Origin of the sequence: Actinokineospora bangkokensis (assembly GCF_001940455.1) — a bacterium.
Taxonomy (GTDB): domain Bacteria; phylum Actinomycetota; class Actinomycetes; order Mycobacteriales; family Pseudonocardiaceae; genus Actinokineospora; species Actinokineospora bangkokensis.
This window is the reverse complement of record NZ_MKQR01000019.1, coordinates 34,147-54,012: the sequence shown is the minus strand read 5'-3', so window position 1 is coordinate 54,012 and position 19,866 is coordinate 34,147. Positions and strand designations below refer to the sequence as shown.

At 74.6% G+C, this 19,866-nt stretch carries 22 protein-coding genes; 16 read left to right on the top strand and 6 right to left on the bottom strand.

The window, feature by feature from the left end:
* Window positions 1-3: 3 nt before the first annotated feature.
* The 5 genes from steA (at window position 4) to BJP25_RS19830 (ending at window position 5,485) form a co-directional block, all read left to right on the top strand.
* Window positions 4-1,188: a putative cytokinetic ring protein SteA gene (steA, locus tag BJP25_RS19850; protein WP_075976518.1), complete on the top strand. Its 1,185-nt coding sequence runs from the start codon at window positions 4-6 to the stop codon at window positions 1,186-1,188.
* Complete coding sequence (locus tag BJP25_RS19845; RefSeq protein ID WP_075976489.1) at window positions 1,185-2,126, top strand: copper transporter; 942 nt, start codon at window positions 1,185-1,187, stop codon at window positions 2,124-2,126. The genes steA and BJP25_RS19845 overlap by 4 nt, the downstream gene beginning before the upstream one ends.
* Before the next feature lie 189 nt (window positions 2,127-2,315).
* Window positions 2,316-2,966: a hypothetical protein gene (locus BJP25_RS19840; protein WP_075976488.1), complete on the top strand. Its 651-nt coding sequence runs from the start codon at window positions 2,316-2,318 to the stop codon at window positions 2,964-2,966.
* A 177-nt stretch (window positions 2,967-3,143) separates the two neighbouring features.
* A complete protein-coding gene (locus BJP25_RS19835; protein ID WP_075976487.1) occupies window positions 3,144-4,868 on the top strand; it encodes a CTP synthase in 1,725 nt (574 codons plus the stop codon).
* Window positions 4,865-5,485 carry an NUDIX domain-containing protein gene (locus BJP25_RS19830; RefSeq protein WP_075976486.1) on the top strand — a complete coding sequence of 207 codons (621 nt, stop codon included), beginning with the start codon at window positions 4,865-4,867 and terminating at the stop codon, window positions 5,483-5,485. The genes BJP25_RS19835 and BJP25_RS19830 overlap by 4 nt, the downstream gene beginning before the upstream one ends.
* Window positions 5,486-5,606: 121 nt before the next feature.
* Here the strand turns inward: BJP25_RS19830 and BJP25_RS19825 are convergent, their stop codons facing one another.
* On the bottom strand, window positions 5,607-6,170 hold the full coding sequence (locus tag BJP25_RS19825) for a DUF1707 domain-containing protein (RefSeq protein WP_075976485.1): 564 nt from the start codon (window positions 6,168-6,170) through the stop codon (window positions 5,607-5,609).
* Between the two features lie 113 nt (window positions 6,171-6,283).
* Here BJP25_RS19825 and xerD point away from each other — a divergent pair, with 113 nt between their 5' ends.
* From xerD to BJP25_RS19785, 8 genes are all read left to right on the top strand, one after another.
* The gene (xerD, locus tag BJP25_RS19820) at window positions 6,284-7,207 is read left to right on the top strand and encodes a site-specific tyrosine recombinase XerD (RefSeq protein ID WP_408607161.1); all 924 of its coding nucleotides are present in this window, start codon (window positions 6,284-6,286) and stop codon (window positions 7,205-7,207) included.
* Window positions 7,208-7,241: 34 nt separating this feature from the next.
* Window positions 7,242-8,255, top strand: a complete 1,014-nt coding sequence (locus BJP25_RS19815; protein WP_075976483.1) for a Gfo/Idh/MocA family protein — start codon at window positions 7,242-7,244, stop codon at window positions 8,253-8,255.
* A 58-nt stretch (window positions 8,256-8,313) separates the two neighbouring features.
* The gene (locus BJP25_RS19810; RefSeq protein ID WP_075976482.1) at window positions 8,314-8,604 is read left to right on the top strand and encodes an ArsR/SmtB family transcription factor; all 291 of its coding nucleotides are present in this window, start codon (window positions 8,314-8,316) and stop codon (window positions 8,602-8,604) included.
* A gap of 133 nt (window positions 8,605-8,737) precedes the next feature.
* Window positions 8,738-9,664, top strand: a complete 927-nt coding sequence (locus BJP25_RS19805) for a ParA family protein (RefSeq protein WP_075976481.1) — start codon at window positions 8,738-8,740, stop codon at window positions 9,662-9,664.
* Complete coding sequence (locus BJP25_RS19800; RefSeq protein ID WP_143219212.1) at window positions 9,661-10,113, top strand: cobyrinic acid a,c-diamide synthase; 453 nt, start codon at window positions 9,661-9,663, stop codon at window positions 10,111-10,113. Before BJP25_RS19805 ends, BJP25_RS19800 begins: the two co-directional genes overlap by 4 nt.
* Window positions 10,110-10,931 (top strand): segregation and condensation protein A, encoded by an 822-nt coding sequence (locus BJP25_RS19795; protein WP_075976480.1) that lies wholly within the window; start codon window positions 10,110-10,112, stop codon window positions 10,929-10,931. The genes BJP25_RS19800 and BJP25_RS19795 overlap by 4 nt, the downstream gene beginning before the upstream one ends.
* Before the next feature lie 215 nt (window positions 10,932-11,146).
* Window positions 11,147-11,869, top strand: a complete 723-nt coding sequence (gene scpB, locus BJP25_RS19790) for an SMC-Scp complex subunit ScpB (RefSeq protein WP_075976516.1) — start codon at window positions 11,147-11,149, stop codon at window positions 11,867-11,869.
* The gene (locus BJP25_RS19785) at window positions 11,859-12,620 is read left to right on the top strand and encodes a pseudouridine synthase (RefSeq protein ID WP_075976479.1); all 762 of its coding nucleotides are present in this window, start codon (window positions 11,859-11,861) and stop codon (window positions 12,618-12,620) included. The genes scpB and BJP25_RS19785 overlap by 11 nt, the downstream gene beginning before the upstream one ends.
* 135 nt (window positions 12,621-12,755) lie before the next feature.
* On the opposite strand, the gene BJP25_RS19780 is transcribed toward BJP25_RS19785, so the two are convergent.
* The 3 genes from BJP25_RS19780 to BJP25_RS19770 form a co-directional block, all read right to left on the bottom strand.
* Window positions 12,756-13,937, bottom strand: a complete 1,182-nt coding sequence (locus BJP25_RS19780) for a cation:proton antiporter (RefSeq protein ID WP_075976478.1) — start codon at window positions 13,935-13,937, stop codon at window positions 12,756-12,758.
* Between the two features lie 78 nt (window positions 13,938-14,015).
* Window positions 14,016-14,498 carry a cation:proton antiporter regulatory subunit gene (locus tag BJP25_RS19775; RefSeq protein WP_075976477.1) on the bottom strand — a complete coding sequence of 161 codons (483 nt, stop codon included), beginning with the start codon at window positions 14,496-14,498 and terminating at the stop codon, window positions 14,016-14,018.
* 83 nt (window positions 14,499-14,581) lie between these two features.
* A complete protein-coding gene (locus BJP25_RS19770; protein WP_075976476.1) occupies window positions 14,582-15,112 on the bottom strand; it encodes a DUF4240 domain-containing protein in 531 nt (176 codons plus the stop codon).
* A 125-nt stretch (window positions 15,113-15,237) separates the two neighbouring features.
* Between BJP25_RS19770 and BJP25_RS19765 the strand changes: the two genes are divergently transcribed.
* Both BJP25_RS19765 and BJP25_RS19760 read left to right on the top strand, forming a co-directional pair.
* Window positions 15,238-16,014 carry a tryptophan 2,3-dioxygenase gene (locus BJP25_RS19765; RefSeq protein WP_075976475.1) on the top strand — a complete coding sequence of 259 codons (777 nt, stop codon included), beginning with the start codon at window positions 15,238-15,240 and terminating at the stop codon, window positions 16,012-16,014.
* A complete protein-coding gene (locus BJP25_RS19760) occupies window positions 16,011-17,189 on the top strand; it encodes a kynureninase/PvdN C-terminal domain-containing protein (protein ID WP_075976474.1) in 1,179 nt (392 codons plus the stop codon). Before BJP25_RS19765 ends, BJP25_RS19760 begins: the two co-directional genes overlap by 4 nt.
* A gap of 59 nt (window positions 17,190-17,248) precedes the next feature.
* On the opposite strand, the gene BJP25_RS34265 is transcribed toward BJP25_RS19760, so the two are convergent.
* The gene (locus BJP25_RS34265) at window positions 17,249-17,422 is read right to left on the bottom strand and encodes a hypothetical protein (protein ID WP_158075690.1); all 174 of its coding nucleotides are present in this window, start codon (window positions 17,420-17,422) and stop codon (window positions 17,249-17,251) included.
* 122 nt (window positions 17,423-17,544) lie between these two features.
* Complete coding sequence (locus BJP25_RS19755) at window positions 17,545-18,570, bottom strand: cation diffusion facilitator family transporter (protein ID WP_233158173.1); 1,026 nt, start codon at window positions 18,568-18,570, stop codon at window positions 17,545-17,547.
* 344 nt (window positions 18,571-18,914) lie between these two features.
* Here BJP25_RS19755 and BJP25_RS19750 point away from each other — a divergent pair, with 344 nt between their 5' ends.
* Window positions 18,915-19,592, top strand: coding sequence for a helix-turn-helix domain-containing protein (locus BJP25_RS19750; protein ID WP_075976472.1), 678 nt, complete (start codon window positions 18,915-18,917; stop codon window positions 19,590-19,592).
* Window positions 19,593-19,866: the final 274 nt, after the last annotated feature.

The window sequence follows — 19,866 nt, the reverse complement described above, 5'->3', positions numbered from 1 at the left end:
GGCATGAAGCTCTCCGGCCTGCTCCACCGGTCCAAGCCCGCCCTGCCCGGGGTGACCGGCATCGCCAGGGTCGACCGGCGCACCACCGACCTGCTGCGGCGGCTGTCCCCCGGGGACGTCGCCGTGCTCGACCAGCTCGACCTCGACCGGGCGACCGCGGCGGCGCTGGTCGACGCGGAGGTGGTCGGGGTGGTCAACGCCTCGCCGTCGATCAGCGGCCGGTTCCCGAACATGGGCCCGGAGCTGCTGCTCGACGCGGGCGTGCCGCTCATCGACGGGGTGGGCGCTGACGCGCTGCGGGTGGTCAAGGAGGGCAGCAAGGTCCGGCTGCACGAGGGGTCGGTGTTCCTCGGCGAGCAGGAGCTGGTGTCGGGGACCCGGCAGACCGCCTCGTCGGTGGCCGACCAGATGGTCGAGGCCAAGGCGGGGATGTCGGCGCAGCTGGAGGCGTTCTCGGCCAACACCATCGAGTTCCTGCGCCGGGAGCGCACGCTGATCCTGGAGGGCGTGGGGGTGCCCGAGCTGCGCACCCCGGTGCGCGGGCGGCAGGTGGTCGTGGTGGCCCCGGGCAACGGCCACGTGGAGGACCTCAAGGCGCTCAAGCGGTACCTGGGCGAGCACCGGCCGGTGCTGGTCGGGGTGGAGTCCGGGGCCGACGCGCTGCGCGAAGCCGGGCACACCCCGCACGTCATCGTCGGGGACCCGGACGGGATCTCCACCGCGGCGCTGCGGTCGGGGGCCGAGGTGGTGGTACCCGCGACCACCGACGGGCAGGCGCCGGGGCTGAGCCGGGTGCAGGACCTGGGGATCGGCGCGGTGACCTTCCCCGCGTCGGGCAACGCCGAGGACCTGGCGCTGCTGCTGGTGGACGTGCACGAGGCGGACCTGGTGGTGACGGTGGGGTTCCAGGCCACCCTGCGCGAGTTCCTGGACCGGGGCCGCTCGGGGTCGAACCCGTCGACGTTCCTGACCCGGCTGCGGCTGGGCAGCAAGCTGGTCGACGCCAAGGCGGTGGCGGTGCTGCACCGCAGCCGGGTGTCGGCGTGGGCGGTGGTGCTGCTGGTGCTGGCCGCCCTGGTGGCGGTGGCCGCCGCCGTGGCGGTCTCGGGGGTCGGTGGCGCCTACACCGACTGGGTCGTCGACACCTGGCACGCGGTGACCGGGTGGGTCGGGGGGCTGTTCTCGTGATCTCGCTGCGCTACCACATCATCTCGATCGCGGCGGTGTTCCTGGCGCTGGCGCTGGGCGTGCTGCTGGGGTCGACGACGCTGAGCCGGTCGCTGCTGTCCGGGCTGAACTCGCAGAACTCCGACCTGGGCACGCAGGTCAGCGACCTGGAGCAGCAGCGCAACGCGCTCACCGCCCGCCTGGGCGACGCCGACTCCTTCGCCGCGGCCGTGGGGCCGCTGGCCGTGCGGGGGGCCCTGGACAAGCGCACGGTCGTGCTGATCACCACCGCCGACGCCGACCCGGTGGACCGCGACGGGGTCAAGGCGCTGGTCACCGCCTCGGGGGCGACGGTCACCGGCGAGCTCCAGCTGACCGGGGCGTTCACCGACCAGGCCCGGTCCGACGAGCTGCGCGACATCGTCACCCGGCTGCTGCCCGCGGGGGTGCAGCTGCCCACCGCCTCCGACCCGGGGACGCTGGCGGGCGGGCTGCTGGGGCCGCTGGTGCTGATCTCCAAGGCGAACAACCAGCCGCAGGTCTCCGCCGCCGAGTCGACCGCGGCGCTGCGCGGGCTCTCCGACGGCGGGTTCGTCACGGTGGCGGGGGAGCTGCGGCCCGCGCAGCTGGCGGTGGTGCTGACCGGCGGGCGGTACACCGGGGACGGCGCCGGGGACGAGGCGGCCGTGATCGCCCGCTTCGCCACCCAGGTCGACCGGTCCGGCGCGGGGGCGGTGCTCGCGGGCCGGGCGGGCTCGGCGGACGGCACCGGCCCGGTGGGCGTGGTCCGCGCGGACACCGCCGCCACCTCCATCTTGTCCACTGTGGACAACGTGGACACCCCGGCCGGGCGGGTCGTCACCGTGCTGGCGCTGGCCGAGCAGCTCCAGGAGAAGTCCGGCCGCTACGGCACCGCGGGCAGCGCCCAGGCGCCCGCCCCTGGCGCGCCCGCCGAGTAGGCGCGGACGGGGCGCGCGGCTGACCCGGACGGTGGTTCGGTGACCGGAGGTGAGCGCCGCGGCCCACGAACGGGCGAAGGTGCTTCCCGTCAGGGTGCGACGTGTTCCACGTTGGTTATTCCCCGGCCGCGCGCACCGATGCAGGCCATGACGGAAACAGGTCCGTCAGGGGCACAGCAGGAGTGGTACATGACGCGCGCAGCACGACTGGCGACGACCGCGGCGGTCGCCGCAGCCCTGTTCGCGGGGGCGCTGCCCGCCGCGGCGACGGCGCAGCCCGGGGTCGCCTCCGCGGGGTGGGCGGGCTTCGTCAAGGCGGGCACCAGCACCGCCATCCCGGACGTGGGGCAGTGCTCGATCAGCGGCCCCACCTCGGTGACCTCGGGGTTGGTGACCGGCAGCGGGGTCCGCTTCGGCGGCGCCACGTCCACCTGCACCACCACCGTGGTCGACCCCGACTTCGACCTCACCACGACCACCTCGACCGCCACCGGGACCTCCTTCGAGCTGTCGGCGCTGGTCAGCCTCGGCGGCCCGCGGGTGAAGCTGACCAGCTACACCACCACCTGCCAGGCCGACCAGGGCGGCACCCGGGCGAGCTGGTCGTTCAGCGGGCTCAGCGGCATCTCCGGGCTGCCCAGCCCGGTGCCCGCCAACTACGCCAAGAACCTCACCGCGGGCACCACGGTGCTCGCCACCGCCACCTTCAACGAGGTGCTGCTGCCCACCCCGAACGACGGCAGCATCGAGCTGAACATGCTGCACGTGCGGTTCCTGCCCGCCTCCGGCATCACCGGGGAGGTCGTCGTCGGCGCCACCTCGTGCAGGCCCACCCCCTGACCCGGTGAGCAGGGCCCGCCCGCGCCCGGCGCACCGGGAGCGGACGGGCCCGCCGGGTGGGTGTTAGGGTGAAACCCCGTGGACCGGCAGGCCCGCCCAGGGCCCGCCATCGATGCCGCAGCCCGTCGACCGGCCTGGTCGACACCGATCCGATCGGAACCACGGGGAGCCTCGTTGGTGCAGCAAGTGCGCACGACAAAGCACGTCTTCGTCACCGGGGGCGTCGCCTCCTCGCTGGGCAAGGGGCTCACCGCCTCCAGCCTCGGCCAGCTCCTCACCTCCCGGGGCCTGCGGGTCACCATGCAGAAGCTGGACCCGTACCTCAACGTCGACCCGGGCACGATGAACCCGTTCCAGCACGGCGAGGTCTTCGTCACCGACGACGGCGCCGAGACCGACCTCGACATCGGCCACTACGAGCGCTTCCTCGACCGCAGCCTGTCCGGCTCGGCCAACGTCACCACCGGCCAGGTGTACTCGGCGGTGATCGCCAAGGAGCGGCGCGGGGAGTACCTGGGCGACACCGTGCAGGTCATCCCGCACATCACCGACGAGATCAAGTCGCGGATCCTGGCCATGGCCGACCCGGACGCCTCCGGCGCGGTGCCCGACGTGGTCATCACCGAGGTCGGCGGCACCGTCGGCGACATCGAGTCGCTGCCGTTCCTGGAGGCCGCCCGGCAGGTGCGCCACGACGTCGGCCGGGACAACATCTTCTTCCTGCACGTGTCGCTGGTGCCCTACCTGGCCCCCTCCGGCGAGCTCAAGACCAAGCCCACCCAGCACTCGGTGGCCGCGCTGCGCAACATCGGCATCCAGCCCGACGCCATCGTCTGCCGCGCCGACCGGGAGATCCCCGACGGGCTCAAGCGCAAGATCGCCCTGATGTGCGATGTGGACACCGACGCGGTGGTCGCCGCGGTGGACGCCCCCTCCATCTACGACATCCCCAAGGTGCTGCACGCCGAGGGCCTCGACGCCTACGTGGTGCGCAAGCTGGGGCTGCCCTTCCGCGACGTGGACTGGACGGTGTGGGGCGACCTGCTCGACCGGGTGCACAAGCCGTCGGAGACGGTGCGCGTGGCCCTGGTGGGCAAGTACGTCGACCTGCCCGACGCCTACCTGTCGGTGACCGAGGCGCTGCGCGCCGGCGGGTTCGCCCACCGGGCCAAGGTGGAGGTCACCTGGGTGGCCTCGGACACCTGCGAGACCCCGGCGGGCGCGGCGGCCGCGCTGTCCGGTGTGGACGGCGTGCTGATCCCCGGCGGGTTCGGCGTGCGCGGCATCGAGGGCAAGATCGGCGCCATCACCCACGCCAGGGTCAACCGCATCCCGGTGCTGGGGCTGTGCCTGGGGTTGCAGTGCATGGTCATCGAGACCGCGCGCTCGCTGGCGGGCATCGCCGACGCCGACTCCGCGGAGTTCGACGGCACCACCGCCAACCCGGTCATCTCCACCATGGCCGACCAGCAGGACGTGGTCGCGGGCGAGCGGGACATGGGCGGCACGATGCGCCTGGGCGCCTACCCGGCGAGCCTGCAGCCCGGGTCGCTGGTGGCCCAGGTCTACGGCGAGCGCGAGGTCTCCGAGCGGCACCGGCACCGCTACGAGGTGAACAACGCCTACCGCGACCGGCTGTCCGCGGCGGGCGTGGTGTTCTCCGGCACCTCCCCCGACGGCAGGCTGGTGGAGTTCATCGAGCTGCCCACCGACGTGCACCCGTTCTTCGTGGCCACCCAGGCCCACCCGGAGCTCAAGAGCCGCCCGACCCGCCCGCACCCGCTGTTCGCGGGCTTCATCAAGGCCGCGGTCAAGCACCTGCGCTCGGGCCGCCTGCCGGTCGAGATCGACGACCGGGCCGACCGCGACGGCGCCGAGGCCGAGCACCGGGTGAACGCGTGAGCACCCCGGGCGAGCACGTCTTCGACGTCGTGTCCTCCACCGACGTCCACGTCGGCCGGATCCTGGCGCTGCGCGTCGACGAGGTCCGGATGCCCGGGGGCGGCACCGCCAAGCGCGAGGTCGTCGAGCACCTGCCCGCCGTGGCGGTGGTGGCGCTCGACGACGACGGGCAGGTCGTGCTGATCCACCAGTACCGGCACCCGGTGGGCGCCCGGCTGTGGGAGCTGCCCGCGGGCCTGGTCGACCACGAGGGCGAGGAGCCGCTGGCCGCCGCCGAGCGCGAGCTGGTCGAGGAGGTGGGCCTGGCCGCCGAGCACTGGTCGGTGCTGGTCGACGTCGCCGCCTCCCCCGGGTTCACCGACGAGGAGGTGCGGGTCTTCCTGGCCACGGGCCTGTCCGAGGTGACCAGGCAGGAGATGGGCGAGGAGGAGGCCGACCTCACCACCCGCCGGGTGCCCCTGCCCGAGGCCGTCCGGATGGCGCTGGCCGGGGAGATCACCAACGCCGCCGCGGTGGCGGGCGTGCTGGCCGCGGCCGCCGTCGACTCCGGCGTGGCGGCCCCGCGCGTGCCCGACGCGCCGTGGCCGGGCCGCTCCACCGCCTTCGGCAGGCGCTGACGGCGTCGGGTCGGGGCGCCACTACCCCGACCCGACGCCAGGGCGCGCTCCACGCCAGGGTGGCCTCAGCCGTGCGTCGTCGTGCCGGGTTGCCTCGGGCGGGACAGACAGGCGTGCGCCCCTAGTCGCGCAGCCTGCGCCCGTGGCCGTCGGTGCCGCCGTTGGCCAGCAGGATGATGCCGTCGACCAGGCCCCAGATGCCGAAGCCGCCGCAGGTCAGCAGCTGGGCGATCGCGATGCCGGTGTCGCCGGTGTAGAACCGGCCGATGCCCAGGGTCGGGAACAGGATCTGCAACACCCCGGCGGTGACCCGGGACTTGTCGGACATCCCCACCTCGTACCGGGAGGTGCCCGGGTAGACCGGCAGCACCCCGGGCGGGGGCGCCACCGGGTAGGGGCCCGCGACCGGCGGCCCGGGGAGCACCCGGGGCGGGGGTGGCATCGCCGCGGCCGACCACACCGGGGGCGCCAGGAACGGCGGGTAGGGCGCGGGCAGGTCGGTGAACAGCGCCCGCAGCTCGGCCCGGTTCACCGCCGCCGCGGCCACCCGCGCGCGCTCGTCGTACTCGTCGACCTGGAGCCTGCCCGCGGCGAAGTGCTCCCCCAGGACGCGGATGGCGTCCTCGCGCTCCAAGGTGCCGATGCGGACCAGATCCGGGTCACCGGGTTCTCGGGGAGCGGTCATGCACCTCTGACGAACGGGGGCCGCGTCCGGTTTCCGCACGCGGCGCCGCCCACACCCGCGCGCCCGCGCGTCGCCCCCGCCGCGGGCCGCGCGCACGCCCTAACATCCCGGGGGTGCCCGCCGCCCCGGAGCCGGTCCTCCGCACCTACCTGGACCACCTCGCCGTGGAGCGCGGCACCGCGGTCAACACCCTCGACGGCTACACCCGCGACCTGCGCCGCTACCTCGACCACCTGGCCCGCGCCGGGGTCGACGACCTCGGCGCGGTCACCGAGGCCCAGGTCGCGGACTTCCTGGCCCGGCTGCGCGAGGGCGACGACGCGCACCCGCCGCTGGCCGCCTCCTCCGCCGCCCGGGCGCTGGTGGCCGTGCGCGGGCTGCACCGCTTCGCCGTGCGCGAGGGGCTGACCGGGCACGACGCCGCCCGCGAGGTCAAGCCGCCGACCCCGCCGCGGCGGCTGCCCAAGGCGCTGCCGGTCGACGACGTGCTGCGGTTGCTGGAGACCCCGCACGGCGACGGCCCCGGCACGCTGCGCGACCGGGCGCTGCTGGAGCTGCTGTACTCCACCGGCGCCCGCATCTCCGAGGCGGTCGGCCTCGACCTCGACGACGTCGACGCCACCGAGCGCACGGTGCTGCTCGACGGCAAGGGCGGCAAGCAGCGGCTGGTGCCCATCGGCCGCCCGGCCCTGCGCGCGCTCGACGCCTACCTGGTGCGCGCCCGCCCCGACCTGGCCACCCGCGGCCGCGGCACCCCGGCGGTGTTCCTCAACCTGCGCGGCGGGCGGTTGTCGCGGCAGAGCGCGTGGAACACCCTCAAGGTGGCGGCCGAGCAGGCGGGCATCACCGTGCCGGTGTCCCCGCACACCCTGCGGCACTCCTTCGCCACCCACCTCATCGAAGGCGGGGCGGACGTGCGGGTGGTGCAGGAGCTGCTGGGGCACGCCTCGGTCACCACCACCCAGATCTACACCCTGGTCACCGTCACCACCCTGCGCGAGGTCTACGCGACCGCCCACCCGCGCGCCACCCGCTGACCCCGCGGGGCAGCCCACCCCGGGGAGGAACCCGATGCCCGCACCGATCACCCACGACGGACCCGTGCGCTGGGGCGTCCTCGGCGCGGGTGGGATCGCGGGCAGCGCGGGCGCCGACCTGCGCGACACCCCCGACTGCACCGTGCACGCCGTCGGCGCCCGCGACCAGCGGCGGGCCCGGGCCACCGCCGACGCCCTCGGCGCCCCGCACGCCTACGGCTCCTACCGGGACCTGGTGTCCGACCCGGACGTCGACGTCGTCTACATCGCCACCACCCACGGCCAGCACCACGAGCACGCCCTGCTGGCCATCGAGGCGGGCAAGCACGTCCTGGTCGAGAAGGCGTTCACCCTCACCCAGCGCCAGGCCCGCGAGGTCATCGCCGCGGCGGGGGAGCGCGACGTGTTCTGCATGGAGGCCCTGTGGACGCGCCTGCACCCGCTGGTGCGCCTGGCCGGCGACCTGGTGGCCGAGGGGGCGATCGGGGACGTGGTGTCGGTGACCGCCGACCTGGGCTGGCCGTTCCCCTACGACCCGGCGCACCGGCTGTTCGACCTGGACGCGGGCGGCTCCGCGCTGCTCGACCTGGGCGTCTACCCGGCCACGTACCCGCTGCTGTTCCTCGGCGTCCCCGAGGGGACCACCGCGACCGGCTCGCTGTCGCCGACCGGGTCCGACGCCACCGCCGCGCTCCAGCTGTCCTACCCGGGCGGCCGGTTCGCGCACGTGGCCTGCTCGGTGGAGGCGGTCATGCCAGGTACCGCGACCGTCGTCGGCACCCGCGGGTGGCTGCGGTTCGGCAGCCCGCTGTACCGGCCCTCGGAGCTGGTGGTGCACAGCCCCGCCGCGGACCCCGAGCCCCGGGTGCACACCGCCGACCTGCCCGGGTCCGGCTACGGGCCGCAGTTCACCGAGGTCGCCCGGTGCCTGCGCGCCGGGGAGGCGCAGAGCCCGCTCGTCCCGCACGCCGCCACCCTCGCGCTCATGGGGCTGATGGACACCGCCCGCGCCGCGCTCGGCACCCGGTTCGCCGCTGACGGGGGTTGATCGGGGTTCCCAGGCGGGTACCCGCGTCCCCTACTGTGGGCGCGTGGACGAGCCGACGATGGACCAGGTCCGGTTGCCCTCGGTGCTGCACGCGCTGAGCGACCCCACCCGGCTCGCCGTCGTGCGCCAGCTCGCCCGCGCGGGCGAGCTGTCCTGCGGCGACCTCGACGTCTCGGTGGCCAAGTCGACCCTGTCGCAGCACCTGCGGGTGCTGCGCGAGGCGGGGGTCACCCACACCCGCCCGGACGGCAACCAGCGGCTGCTCTCGCTGCGCCGCGCCGACCTCGACGCCCTGTTCCCCGGGCTGCTGGCCGCCGTCCTCGGCGCCACCGAGCGCGTCGGCGCCTGATCGCACCCGCCCCCGCCCGGCCCGACCGGGCGCAACAGCGCGCACCGACCGGCGGCGAGCCGCGTTGGTGGTGACCGGCCGCGCCCTTACGCTGCGGTGGTCAGGACCGCAGGCGACAAGGAGCTACATCGCCATGTCGACACCACCGCAGTCCCAGCAGCGCCGGGTCGAGCTGAACATCGCGCCGCGGGACTCCGACGACGACGGTGCCGACGAGCCGCTGGTCGCCGGGACGATGGGGCCCACCGGCCGCCCGCGCCGCCACATCCCCGAGCCCTCGCTGCTCGACCGGCACGGCCCGGCCCGGATCCTGGCCATCTGCAACCAGAAGGGCGGGGTCGGCAAGACCACCTCCACGATCAACCTCGGCGCCGCGCTCACCGAGTACGGCCGCCGGGTGCTGCTGGTGGACTTCGACCCGCAGGGCGCGCTGTCGGTCGGCCTGGGCATCCCCCCGCACGACCTGGAGCGCACGATCTACAACGTGCTCATCGAGGGCTCCGTGGGGGTGCGCGACGTGGTGATGCGGACCTGCGTCGACGACCTGGACCTGCTGCCCAGCAACATCGACCTGTCCGCGGCGGAGGTGCAGCTGGTCAGCGAGGTCGGCCGCGAGCACTCGCTGATGCGCACCCTGCGCCCGGTGCTCGACGACTACGACTTCATCCTGGTCGACTGCCAGCCCTCGCTGGGCCTGCTCACCGTCAACGCGCTCACCGCCGCCGACGGCGTGCTCATCCCGCTGGAGTGCGAGTACTTCAGCCTGCGCGGCGTGGCGCTGCTCATCGACACCATCGACAAGGTGCGCGACCGGCTCAACCCCAAGCTGGGCATCACCGGCATCCTGGCCACCATGTTCGACCCGCGTACGCTGCACTCGCGCGAGGTCATGGCCCGCGTCGTCGAGGCGTTCGGCGACACGGTGTTCGACACCGCGATCAACCGCACCGTGCGCTTCCCGGAGACCACCGTCGCCGGGGAGCCGATCACCACCTGGGCGCCTCGGTCGGCGGGTGCCAAGGCCTACCGGCAGCTGGCCCGCGAGGTGATCGCCAGGTGACCAGGAGGACCCCGCTCCCGGGAGCCGACGAGCTGTTCCGCTCGACCGCACCGCCACCGCTGCGCCACGTCCCCGCCGACGCCCCGCCGACCCGCCGGGACGCCCGCCCGGCCCCCGCGCGCCCGGGCGGGCACCGCGAGACCGGCCCGGCGACCCTGTTCGACCCCGCGCCCGCCCCCGCGGCGGAGCAGGCCCCCGCGCCCGCCGCCGAGGCGCCCGCGCGCGGCACGCCCCGGCAGAAGCACACCTCCAAGATCACCGTGTACGTCTCCGACGAGGAGCTGCTGGCCCTGGAGCAGGCCAGGTTGGCGCTGCGCGCGGTGCACGGGCTCGCCGTCGACCGCGGCCGGGTGGTGCGCGAGGCGGTGGCGGTGCTGCTGGCCGACCTCGACGAGCACGGCGGCGACTCGGTGCTGGTGCGCAGGCTGCGCCGGGACCCGGGCCGGTGACCGCCGTGGCCGACCCGCCGCAGGTCGCGGCGGAGCCGGGCGACGGGCGCTTCACCGTCCGGCTGGCCAACTTCGAGGGCCCGTTCGACCTGCTGCTGCAGCTGATCTCCCAGCACCGGATGGACGTCACCGAGGTGGCCCTGCACCGGGTCACCGACGACTTCATCGCCCACATCAAGGCCCTCGGCGACGACTGGGACCTCGACGAGACCACGGAGTTCCTGGTCGTCGCGGCCACCCTGCTCGACCTCAAGGCGGCCAGGCTGCTGCCCCAGGGCGAGGTCGACGACGAGGACGACCTGGCCCTGCTGGAGGCCAAGGACCTGCTCTTCGCCCGGTTGTTGCAGTACCGCGCCTACAAGCAGGTGGCGGCGCTGTTCGGGGAGCTGGAGTCCACCGCGCTGCGCCGCTACCCGCGGTCGGTGTCGCTGGAGGAGCGCTTCGCCGACCTGCTGCCCGAGGTGATGCTCGGGGTGGACCCGGCGCGCTTCGCCGAGATCGCCGCCGCGGTGTTCCGGCCCAAGCCGCCGCCGGTGGTGGCCACCGAGCACATCCACCAGCGCGCGGTGTCGATCAAGGAGACCGCCGAGCAGCTGCGGGCGGTGCTCTGCGAGCGCGGCCGGGCCACCTTCGGTGAGCTGACCGAGGGCTGCGACACGGTGGAGAAGGTGGCCAGGTTCCTGGCGCTGCTGGAGCTGTACCGGGAGGCGACGGTGCTCTTCGAGCAGCCGGAACCCCTGGGTGACCTGCTGGTGGAGTGGACCGGCGACCCGGACCCGGACGCGGTCCCCGCCGGATCTGAGGAGGAGTACGGGTGAGCACCACCCCCGACGGCGACGACCACCTCCGCGTCAGCGACGAGGTCGCCGAGCGGCTGGCGGGCCTGTTCACACCCCGCGCCGGGATCGACCCCCAGGAGGCGGGCAAGGGCACCGGGGTGCTCGACCCGCCGCCCGCCCCGGACGCGCCCGCGCCCACCCACCCCGCGCCGGAACCCGCCCTCGACCAGGGAGAGCCGCCCGGCCCGGTGCCCATGGCGGACCCGGAGGAGGCGGGCAAGGGCAGCGCGGTGCTGACTGCTGGCGACGGCGACGGCGCCGACCTGGTCGACGGCGCCACCGAGGACGCCGTGGCCCAGCTCGCCGCGGCCCTGCCGCCGGAGGAGGAGGTCGACGGGGAGGCGGTCACCACCGGGCAGCGGTTCCCCGACCTGACCGCCGACGACGACCTCGACGCCGCCCTGGAGGCCGTGCTGCTGGTGGTCGACGCCCCGGCGGAGACCGAGGTCCTCGCGGGCGCGGTCGACCAGCCGGTGCGCCGCGTGCGCGAGGCGCTGCGCCGCGTGCAGGCCCGCTACACCGAGGCGGGCAGCGGCATCGACCTGCGCCGGGTGGGCCCGGGGTGGCGGTTGTTCACCCGCGACCGGTTCGCCCCGGTGGTGGAGAAGCTGCTGCTCGACGGGCAGCGCGCCAAGCTCACCAGGGCCGCCCTGGAGACCCTGGCGGTGATCGCCTACCGCCAGCCGGTGACCCGCGCGCGGGTGGCCGCGGTGCGCGGGGTGAACGTCGACGGGGTCATCCGCACGCTGGTGGTCCGCGGCCTGATCGAGGAGGCCGGGAACGACCAGGAGACGGGTGGGATCCTGTACACGACGACCGAGTTGTTCCTGGAGCGGTTGGGGCTGTCCTCGCTGGAGGACCTCCCCCCGATCGCCCCGCTGTTGCCGGAAGTGGAAGCGATCGACGATGTCACCTAGCCCCACCCGCGGGTCCCAGCCCTCCCCCGAGGGGATCCGCCTGCAGAAGGTCCTGTCCGCGGCCGGGATCGCCTCCCGCCGCGTCGCCGAGGACCTCATCGACCAGGGGCGGGTGCAGGTCGACGGCGAGGTGGTGCGCGAGCAGGGCCTGCGCGTCGACCCGTCCTCGGCGGTCATCCACGTCGACGGCGTGCGGGTCAACGTCCGCGAGGACCGGGTGTACCTGGCGCTGAACAAGCCGCGCGGGGTGCACAGCACCATGGACGACGACCAGGGCCGCCCCTGCGTCGGCGACTACCTGCGCAACCGCGCCGACAAGCTCTTCCACGTCGGCCGCCTCGACGCCGACACCGAGGGCCTGCTGCTGCTCACCAACGACGGCGACCTGGCCCACCGCCTGATGCACCCCTCGTTCGAGGTGTCCAAGACCTACCTCGCGGAGGTCCCCGGCCCCGTCCCCCGCGACCTCGGCCGCCGCCTGCGCGACGGCATCGTCCTCGACGACGGCCCGGTCAAGGTCGACTCCTTCCGCCTCGTCGACAGCTACGCGGGCAAGGCCCTCGTCGAGGTCGTCCTGCACGAGGGCCGCAAGCACATCGTCCGCCGCCTCCTCGACCAGGTGGGCCACCCCGTCAACAGCCTCGTCCGCACCCAGGTCGGCGACGTCCGCCTCGGCAACCAGCGCCCCGGCTCCCTGCGCGCCCTCAACCGCCAGGAAGTCGGCTCCCTCTTCGCCGCCGTGGGCCTCTGACCCAGGCAGGGACACGACAAGAGCGGGTTCCGAGGGCGACCAAGCCCCCAGAACCCGCTCTTGTTGTTCCCTAGTCCCGCCCTTCATCCTTTCTGGCAGCGCGACCACCGCATCGAGCCACCAGCGGGCTTCGCATCACGCGGCAGCGGGCTCCGCCCGCTTGCGCTGCAACCCCCGCACCACCGGCTCCACCACGCGCGCCGCCACCGGGCCCAGGATCGCCATCAGCAGCACGTACGCCGTCGCCAGCGCCGCCAGCTGCTCGTCCACCGCCCCCGCCGCCACCGCCAGCCCGGCGATGACGATCGAGAACTCGCCGCGCGCGACCAGCGCGGCACCCGCGCGGGCCCGGCCCATCCTGGCGATGCCCTGCCTGCTCGCGGCGAACCAGCCGGTGGCGACCTTGGTCAGGGTGGTCACCACGGCCAGCGCGACGGCGTAGCCGAGCACCGGGGGGATGGTGCGCGGGTCGGTGTTGAGGCCGAACACCACGAAGAAGATCGCCGCGAACAGGTCGCGCAGCGGTTCCAGCAGCTTGGTGGCGTTCTCGGCGGTGGAGCCGGAGATCGCGATGCCGAGCAGGAACGCCCCGACCGCGGCCGAGACCTGCAACTGCGAGGCGATGCCCGCCACCAGCAGCGCCGCGCCGAGCACGCGCAGCAGGAACACCTCGGGCTCGGGGCTGTCGACGGCCATCGAGACGTACTTGCCGAACCGCAGCGCGACCACCAGCACCACGGTGATCACCACCAGCGAGATGCCGACCGCGGTGAACCCGCCCAGCAGCGTCGTCCCGGCCAGCAGGGCGGTGAGGATCGGCAGGTAGAGCGCCATCGCCAGGTCCTCGAACACCAGGATCGACAGCACCACCGGGGTCTCCCGGTTGCCCAGCCTGCCCAGGTCGCCGAGGACCTTCGCCACGATGCCCGAGGAGGAGATGTAGGTGACCCCGCCCATCGCCAGCGCGCCCACCGGGCCCCACCCGAGCAGGAACGCCACCAGCACTCCCGGCGCGGCGTTGAGCACCAGGTCGACCAGCCCCGCCACCCAGGACCGGCGCAACCCCGTCACCAGCTCGGCGGCGGAGTACTCCAGGCCGAGGAGCAGCAGGAGGAGCACCACCCCGATCTCACCGGAGAGCGCCGTGAAGCCCTCGATGCCGTCGAGCGGGATCAGGCCCCCGGAGCCGAACACCAGGCCACCGACCAGGTAGAGCGGGATCGGGGAGATGCCGATGCGCCAGGCGAGCTTGCCCAGCACGCCCAAGCCGAAGAAGACCGCCCCGAGCTCGATCAGGGAGATGGCGGTGTTGTGCAATTGTCCTGCGCTTTCTCGTTCGGTCGCGGTACCCGGCCGCGCCGCTCAGCACCGGGCGGGCAGGCCGGTCTCGCCTGCTCAGCCGTGTTCGAGGACGTCGGCGGCCTTGGCCAACCCGTCCGAGGTGCCCACGGTGATCAGCAGGTCCCCGCCGCCGAAGACGAAGTCCGGCCGGGGCGACGGGTGCACGGTGCCCGCCCGCACCACCGCGACGACCGACACCGCGGTCCGCGTGCGCAGCGCGGTGTCGCCCAGCGTGCGGCCGTCGAACGGCGAGCCGGGCACGAGCGGCAGCTGCCGGGTCTTGATCCCGGCGACCTCCCGGTTCTGGTCCTCCAGGTACGCCACCAGCTGCGGCGCCCCGAGCAGGTTGGCCAGCGCCCCCGACTCGTCCACCGTCAGCGGGATCGACGCCACGCACGAGTCCGGGTCGTCGTGCTTGGACACGATCAGGTCGAAGTGCCCGTCCCGGTGCGTGATCACCCCGATCCGTCGGCCGGATCGGGACACGAAGTCCTGGCGCGTGCCTATCCCGGGCAGCGGGGTCACCTCGACGTTCACCACACCACGGTAACAAGCCGCGCGCCGCGAACCTTCCCCCCACCGCGCCCCGCCTGGTCACGGGCGGCGTGCGCCGGGGGCCCTCACCCCCCGAACAGGGCGGCCAGCCGGGGCAGCTCCACCGGCACCGGCGCCTGCGCCGACACCGTGCCGCTGCCCCCCGGCAGCTCCTGCTCCAGCCCGTACTCCCCGCCGCCGCCCTCGGCCCAGGCCTCGTGGGCGGCGTAGTCCAGGCTCTCCCACTCCGGCCAGTCCTGGGCGGACCACTCGCGCACCGGGCGGGCGGCGAGCGCCTGCACCTCGGGCAGGTCGGCCAGGGCGTCGGGGTCGGCGACGACGGTGTCGAAGCGGTCGCGGCCGAGGGTGAGCAGCCAGAGCTGGAAGGAGCGGAAGGCGTCCTCGGAGCACTGGCCCGCGTGGATGAGGCGGGCGGCGGCGGCGAGGGCGGGGGTGTCGGCGCGGCAGCGCACGGCGGCCAGCCGGGTCGCGAAGTCGACGACCTGGGCGCGGGGGAGCCTGGTCAGCTCCTCGGTGAGCCACTCGGCGCGCTCGTCGCGGTCGCCGGGCTGCTCGACGGCCCGGCCGATCAGCTGCCAGAAGGCCTCGTCGGTCATGCCGCGATCATGGCAGGGGGGACCGACGCTCCCGCGGGCCGCGCACCCCCGCGGGCCCCCGGCGTGTTTGGCTGGGGCGACCCGCGCGGGGGACCCCCGCGCCCGCCGCCCGATCGGAGGGACCCGTGGCGCACGACGCGACGCTGACCTACTCGTCCTACCTGGCGCTCGACGAGGTGCTGGGGGCGCAGCGGCCCCGCTCGGACGAGCACGACGAGCCGCTGTTCATCGTCATCCACCAGGTGTACGAGCTGTGGTTCAAGCAGGTCCTGCACGAGCTGGCGCACCTGCAGCGGGTGCTGGCGGCGGGCGACACCGCGCACGCCAACCGCACGCTGCGCCGGGTGCTGTCGATCCTCAAGGTCGTGGTGGCCCAGGTCGACGTGCTGGAGACGATGACCCCGACGCAGTTCACCAGCTTCCGGGCCCGCCTGGACGCCTCCAGCGGGTTCCAGTCCGGGCAGTTCCGGGAGCTGGAGGCGGTGCTGGGCCGCCGCGACCCGCGCGTGCTCGACCACCACGCCGGGGTGGGGTCGCTGGCGGCGGCGATGAGCAGGCCGTCGGTGTTCGACTCCTTCCTGGCCTACCTCGTCGCGCACGGCTACGAGGTGCCCGCGCCGCTGCTGTCCAGGGACGTGGCGAAGCCGTGGGAGCCCTCGCCCGCGCTGCAGGAGGTGCTGCTCGCCGTCTACGCCGACGACGGCGGCCCGTCCACGGTGGCCGAGCACCTGGTCGACCTCGACGAGGGCCTGCAGGAGTGGCGCTACCGGCACGTGAAGATGGTCGAGCGCACGATCGGGGCCAAGCTGGGCACCGGCGGGTCGCCCGGCGCCGCGTACCTGCGGGGCACGCTGTTCACCCCGGTGTTCCCCGACCTGTGGGCCGTGCGGGGGGCGCTGTGAGCGACGAGCAGGCAGGGGAGCTGGCGGGGGAGCTGGCGCCGCACTACTCCCGGTTCCGGGTGGCCGAGCGGCTGCTGCTCACCGGGCACTCCCACCAGGCGTGGCCGGACGTGGCGCTGCACGGGCAGGTCGAGGCCTTCACCGACGCGGCGCTGGACGTCGACGCCAAGTGGGGGCGGGCGTTCGCCAAGGCCGACCGGGTGCGCGCGGCGTACTCGGCGCTGGTCGGCGGCGGCCCGGTGGCGCTCGGGGTGAACACGCACGAGCTGGTGCTGCGGTTCCTGTCGGCGCTGCCGCTGCGCTCGCGGCCGCGGCTGGTCACCACCGACGGCGAGTTCCACACCCTGCGCCGCCAGCTGTCGCGGCTGGGCGAGCACCTGGAGGTCGTGCGGGTGCCCGCGCTGCCCGCCGCCACCCTGGCCGAGCGGCTGGCGTCCGAAGTGGACGACCGGACGGCCGCGGTGCTGGTCTCGGCCGTGCTCTACGAGACCGCGCACGTCGTCCCGGACCTGGGCGGGCTGGCCGCGGCGTGCGGGCGGGTGGGCGCGCAGCTGCTCGTCGACACCTACCACGCCCTCGGCGCGCTGCCCTTCGATGCGACCGGGCTCGACGAGGCGTGGGTGGTGGGCGGGGGGTACAAGTACCTCCAGCTCGGGGAGGGCAACTGCTTCCTGCGCCTGCCCCCGCAGGCGGAGTCGGCGCGGCCGGTGATCACCGGCTGGTACGCCGAGTTCGACACCCTGGCCGCGTCGGCGGACCCGTTCACCGTGGCCTACGGCTCGGGCGCGGCCCGCTTCGCCGGGGCGACCTACGACCCGGTCAGCCACTACCGGGCGTGCTCCGTGCTGGGCTTCTTCGCCGAGCACGGCCTGACCCCCGAGGCGCTGCGCGCGGTGTCCCTGCACCAGAACGCCCTGCTGGCCGACGAGTTCGACGCGCTCGACCTGCCGCCGGAGGTGATCAGCCGCTACCCGGGGCCGCGGGAGGCGTTCGGCGGGTTCCTGTCGCTGCGCTCCCCGCGCGCGGCGCGGCTGCACGAGGCGCTGGCGCGGGCGGGGGTGTCCACCGACAGCCGGGGGCAGCACCTGCGCTTCGGGCCCGCCCCCTACCTGCGCGACGACCAGCTGCGCGCGGCGGTCGCGGCGCTCGGGCAGGCCGTGCGCGCGGGGTCCTGACGTGCGAAGGCCCCCGTCTGCTCGGGCAGCGGGGGCCTTCCGCACGTGGTCCGGCGGGCTCAGCGCTTGGTGAGCAGGCCTTCGCCGAGGATCCTGCGGGCGATCCGCTTGTACAGCGGCTTGCGGGGCCGGGGCCGAGGCAGGGCGCCCGAGGGGGTGCGGGGTGCGGGGGTGGGGGAGTGCTTCACCGCCGAGGGGATCGGGGTGAAGCGCACGGTCTGCTCTGCTGACACTTCCGTCTCACGATTCGGTGTAGAGATCGACACGGTTCGATCCTGCCACCACCGGTCAGCACTGCGTGAGCAACCCACTGCGCGGCGTGGCGCAGGCCACGCTGTAGCCTCCCGCGCCGGGCTCAGGCCGGGTGCCCGGACCCGTCCCGCCCGCCCTGCTCGGCGGGGTCGTCGGCGCGGTGGTCCTGGACCACCTCGGAGATGCGGGTGCCCGCGCCGTAGCGGGCCAGCACGGCCGCGCGCAGGTCCTCGTTCGAGCGGGGCACCGGTTCGAGGAACACCTCGGCCACGTCGCTGTGCCGCTCCTGCAGGTCGCCCGCGAGCCGCACGCACACCCGCTCCAGCTCGCCCGCGGTGAGGGTGTCGACGAAGTCGACCCGCGCGCACACCAGCACCCGGTCGGTGCCGATGAGCATCGTCTGCAGGTCCACCACGGCCTCGACCTCCTCGGCGGCGGCGATCTGGTCGCGGATGGCGAGCACCAGGCCGTGGTCGGCCTGCCTGCCGATGAGCAGGCCCGCGTTGGTGCGCCCGAGCAGGAACGCCACCCCGGCCAGCAGCACGCCGATGGCGATGGAGGCCAGCCCGTCCCACACCGGGGAGCCGGTGAGCTGGTGCAGGCCGACGCCCGCGAACGCCAGCAGCAGGCCGGTCAGCGCCGCGGAGTCCTCGTAGAGCACGGTCTTGGAGGTGGGGTCGTCGCTCTCGCGCAGCTCGCGCACGAAGCTGCGGCCCATCTCCCTGGCCTCGCGCCGCACCTGCCGCAGCGCCTGGGCCCAGGAGGTGCCCTCCAGCACGAAGGCGATGGCCAGCACCGCGTACGCCCACACCGGCGAGGTCTGCTCCTCGGCCTCGCCGAAGACGGTGGCGAAGCCCTCGTAGAGGGCGAACACCGCGCCCGACGCGAAGATCGACACCGCGGCGAGCAGCGACCAGAAGTAGCGCGCCTTGCCGTAGCCGAACGGGTGCTCGCGGTCGGCGGGCTTGGCCGAGACCCGCAGCGCGGTCAGCAGCAGGATCTCGGTGATGGTGTCGGCCACCGAGTGCGCGGCCTCCGACAGCATCGCCGCCGACCCGGTGATCAGGCCCGCGATCAGCTTGAGCACCGCGATCGCCAGGTTCACCGACCCGGCGAGCACGACGGTCAGCGTGCTCTCACCGCCGCCCTCGGGGGTGGGCGCGGTCCCCGCGCCGCCCTTGTGCGCAGTGCTGCCCGGGGTGCCTGGGTGCGTCTCGCTCTCCGCCACCGGCCCGAGGTTAATCCGCGCCGGGCCGCCCCGCCGGGCGACGCGGTGTGCCCGCGGTGACGGCGGTGGCGCCGGAGTTGTGCTGCCGCAGGGGTTTTGTCCGGTTCGCTGGCCCGCGGTGCCGCGCGGGGCGCGGCGCGCGCAAGTGGGAACGTTCAAAACTTGCCCCTGAGCAGCCCTTATCGCCGTCCGCGCGCGGTGTTACGTTCCGTTGGTTCGTGGTGACGGACGGGTCGGGAGGCGATGTGACGGCCGGGTTCGGACGGGCCCTGCGGGCGCACCGGCGGGCGGCGCGGCTCACCCAGGCCGAACTGGGCGCGCGCGTCGGCTACCACCACAGCCTGATCTCCAAGGTGGAGGGCGGGGTCCGGCTGCCGCCACCGGGGTTGGCGCGCGCCGCCGACGTCGCGCTGGGCGCGGGCGGTGGGTTGCTGGCGCTGGTCGACGACCGTCCACGTGGGACGTTGCTGTCGCTGCTGCCCGGTGCCGACCCCGGCGTCGCGGTGCTCCCGGTGCGCTGGCCCGCGCGGCTGACCGCGCGCTGCCCGGAGCACGGCACCACCGGGTGCGCGGTGCCCTCGGCGGCGCGGGCGCGGGTGCTGCTGGCCCGGCTGGGGCACGAGGCGGGCAGCGACCTGGTGCACGTGCTCACCGCGCTGCTGGGCGAGTGCGCCGCGGCGGACGACCTCGCGACGGTGGAGTGGGCGCTGCACCGGATGGCCCCGGCGGGGTCGCCGGTGCTGCTGGTCCTGGCCGCGCACTTCGCCCGCGTGGCGGGCGGGTTGCGCGCCGCGCGCGGCCAGGACGCGCTGGGCATGGCCTGGCTGGGGCAGGGCCTGGTGTGGGCCGCCGCCGCGGATTGCCCCGTCACCACGGCGGACCTGCTCGCCGACGCCGCAGTGCTGACCGGGGTGCCCGCGTAGAGCTGTTCAACCCCCTGCCGCCCGGTTTGATCCCTCCCGCCGCACGTCCCTGCCCGGCATCGTTCTCGGCTCGGCGGGTCGGGTGGCTCGATCCCTTCTGTCATCCGCCGTCTTGTCCCCGATCACCGTCGCGGGCCGGGAGGTGGGGCGGGGGCGGGGATTTGACACATCTTTGACGGCTGCGGTCGGGGTGTTGATCGCGCTGGGGCGCCGTCCGATGCTCGGGTGCGCTGCTTCCCCACCCGGCGGACCCCCTGTCCCGCCGCCGGGTGCC